This window comes from Dietzia sp. SYD-A1, assembly GCF_015356725.1.
Classification (GTDB): Bacteria; Actinomycetota; Actinomycetes; order Mycobacteriales; family Mycobacteriaceae; genus Dietzia.
This window is the reverse complement of sequence record NZ_JADDKI010000552.1, coordinates 1-2617: the sequence shown is the minus strand read 5'-3', so window position 1 is coordinate 2617 and position 2617 is coordinate 1. Positions and strand designations below refer to the sequence as shown.

The 2617-nt window shown below is 66.3% G+C and carries 2 protein-coding genes; both read left to right on the top strand.

Annotated elements, in window-relative coordinates; translation table 11 throughout:
- Positions 1–145: 145 nt before the first annotated feature.
- Positions 146–1747, top strand: coding sequence for an IS21 family transposase (gene istA, locus IY392_RS16845; RefSeq protein WP_194861853.1), 1602 nt, complete (start codon positions 146–148; stop codon positions 1745–1747).
- A complete protein-coding gene (locus tag IY392_RS16840) occupies positions 1747–2514 on the top strand; it encodes an ATP-binding protein (RefSeq protein WP_194861852.1) in 768 nt (255 codons plus the stop codon). The genes istA and IY392_RS16840 overlap by 1 nt, the downstream gene beginning before the upstream one ends.
- Positions 2515–2617: the final 103 nt, after the last annotated feature.

The window sequence follows — 2617 nt, the reverse complement described above, 5'->3', positions numbered from 1 at the left end:
TGGCAGATAGGGCGAGTGGGTACCCCTGGTCCGGCGATCGGGTACTTCGATTCCGGCGACTCGGTACTCCTCGGGGCGGTAGGGGTGGTCTGCTCGGGGTGAGGCGGCGCGACTGCGCCGCCTCTTCCTATTTGAGGAGGCTGATGTGGCCGACTACAAGGCCATCATGACGTTGGCGCTGGCCGGGCATAGCTACAGTGAGATCGTCGCCGCCGTCGGGTGCTCGCGGCGGGAGATCGCGGCGGTGAAGAAGACGATCACCGCGTATGGCATCACCGCCGGCCAAGCGGCGTCGATGAACCCGGCTGAGATCGCCGGGATGTTCCCCGACGGGCGCAAACGCGTCTCGGAGGACTACGCCAAACCTGACTTTGATCGAGTGTTGGCCTCGATGAAGTTCAACCGGCACTTCACCATCCAGCAGGCGTGGGGCAAATATCTCGCCGACCCCGCCGGGGCCGGGAAGAAGTACGGGTACTCGCAGTATTGCGCCCTGTTTGCAGAGCACGCCCGCATCAAGGACGTGGTGGCCACGCTGCATCACGAACCCGGTCGGACGATGCTGGTCGACTGGGCCGGCGACACCCTCGAGGTCCTCGACGCGGTCACCGGGGAGGTCACCAAGCTGTACTTGTTCGTGGCGGTGCTGCCGTACTCCGGTGCGGTGTTCTGCCGTGGCTTCACGGATATGAAGTCCCCGTCCTGGATCGATGCTCACGTCGCCGCGTTCGCGTTCTTCGGCGGGACGCCGCAGATGGTGGTGCCCGACAACCCGACCACCGCGACTCATAGGCAGAAGCAGGGCGAGGCGGCCAGGGCGGTCAATGTCCGCTACCAGCAACTGGCCGACCATTACGGCACGGCGATCGTGCCGGCGCGGGTCCGCAAACCCCGCGATAAAGCGGCCGTGGAGTCGGCGGTGGAGGTGGTCAACAAGCGCGTGATCGGCTACCTCGCCGAGGAGGTGTGGACCACCATCGAGGCCCTGAACGCCGCCATCGCCGAGCGGGTCGTGGAGATCAACACCCAGATTCGCCGGGCTGACGGTTCGACCCGGTGGGAGCGGTTCGAGTCCGATGAAGCGCCGCTGCTGGCGGCTCTGCCCGACGACGGGTTCGCCACGGTGGAGTGGAAGCAGCTCAAGGTCGGACGGAACTATCACGTGTCCTGCGATTCGCAGTACTACTCGGTGCCGTACACCTTCGCCGGTCAGCTGCTGCGAGTCCGGTTGACCGCGCAGTTGGTGACGATCTTCGACGGTGACCAGGTCGTCTGCGAGCACCCCAGGCGCCACGGCCGCAAGGGCCAGTACTCGACCGTGCTCGCTCACGCTCCGAAGGCCCATCAGGGCATCGACGGTCTGTGGTCCCGGCAGTGGTTCACCGATCGTGCCCGCGGATTCGGCCCCGCCACTGAGCAGGTGATCGCCCAGATCCTGGATCGTCACGTGATCGAGGCGCAGGGCTATCTGGACTGCCAGAACATCCTCGAGACTCTCGGCAAGAGAAGTCGGCAGCGGCTCGAGGCGGCCTGCCAGGTGCTGCTCAACCAGAACGGCGCTGGCAGCTACAGCGTGCTCAAACGCGTCATGGCCAGCATCGACTCCGATGGCAAGGCGCCCCGGCCCGTGGTGCCGGCGGCGGCCACCCGAAAGCCTCCGCCACCGGCCGGGGCCCGAGACGACGGCGCGATTCAAGTCCGCTCGGCCGATCACTACTCGCGCGGGCGCAGCGGGGAGGGCGTGTGATGTTCACCGAGATCGATCACCAGAAGTTCCGCAACCTGCGCATCACGCACGTGGCGACCCGGTTCGAGGAGCTCATCAGCGATGAGGCCAACGACGAACTCACCCCGGAGCAGATCTTCCTCACCGCCGTCGACGACGCCCTGGACCAGCGGCAGGCCCACCGGATCGACAAGCTGATCCGCGCCGCGAAGTTCCCGATCCCGCAAGCCTCGATCGCGGAGATCAACTACCAGGAAGGACGCGGGATCACCCCGGTGCGGATGAAACGCTACGCCGGGCACCACTGGCGCCAAGACCCCACAAACCTGCTGGTGATCTCGCCGACCGGCGGCGGGAAGACATACTTGGCCTGCGCGATTGGGATCGCCGCCTGCCAGAACGGGCACACCGTCACCTACGCCCGCATGGACGAACTCGCCCGGCGGCTGGTCATCGCCCGTGGTGACGGGATCCGCCACCAGAAGATGCTCAACGACCTGTCGGACGTGGAACTGCTAATCATCGACGACTTCCTCACCGTGGGCATCGACCCCGAGGCCGCGAACGACTTGTTCGCCGTGCTGGCCAACCGGGAGCACCGGCTGCCGACGATGATCGCCTCACAATCCCGACCGGCGTACTGGCTCGAAGCCCTACCTGACCGGGTGGCCGCGGACTCCATCGTCAACCGCCTGGCCAACAACGCCCGCGAGATCAACCTCGGCGAAGTCGACATGCGCCGCCAACGCGACGACCAAGCACGAGCCACCACCGGCTACTGGGAATAGGACCCGACGGTGCCGGCCCGCCTCACGCGCGGGCCGGTTCCGGGTCGCCGGAACAGCAGTACCAACTCACCGGACCCGCAGTACCGACAAGCCCTATCTGCCA

Bases quoted from the DNA above. Each gene is read 5' to 3' on its own strand.
- IY392_RS16840 (WP_194861852.1), top strand. From the start codon at position 1,747: ATGTTCACCGAGATCGATCACCAGAAGTTCCGCAACCTGCGCATCACG.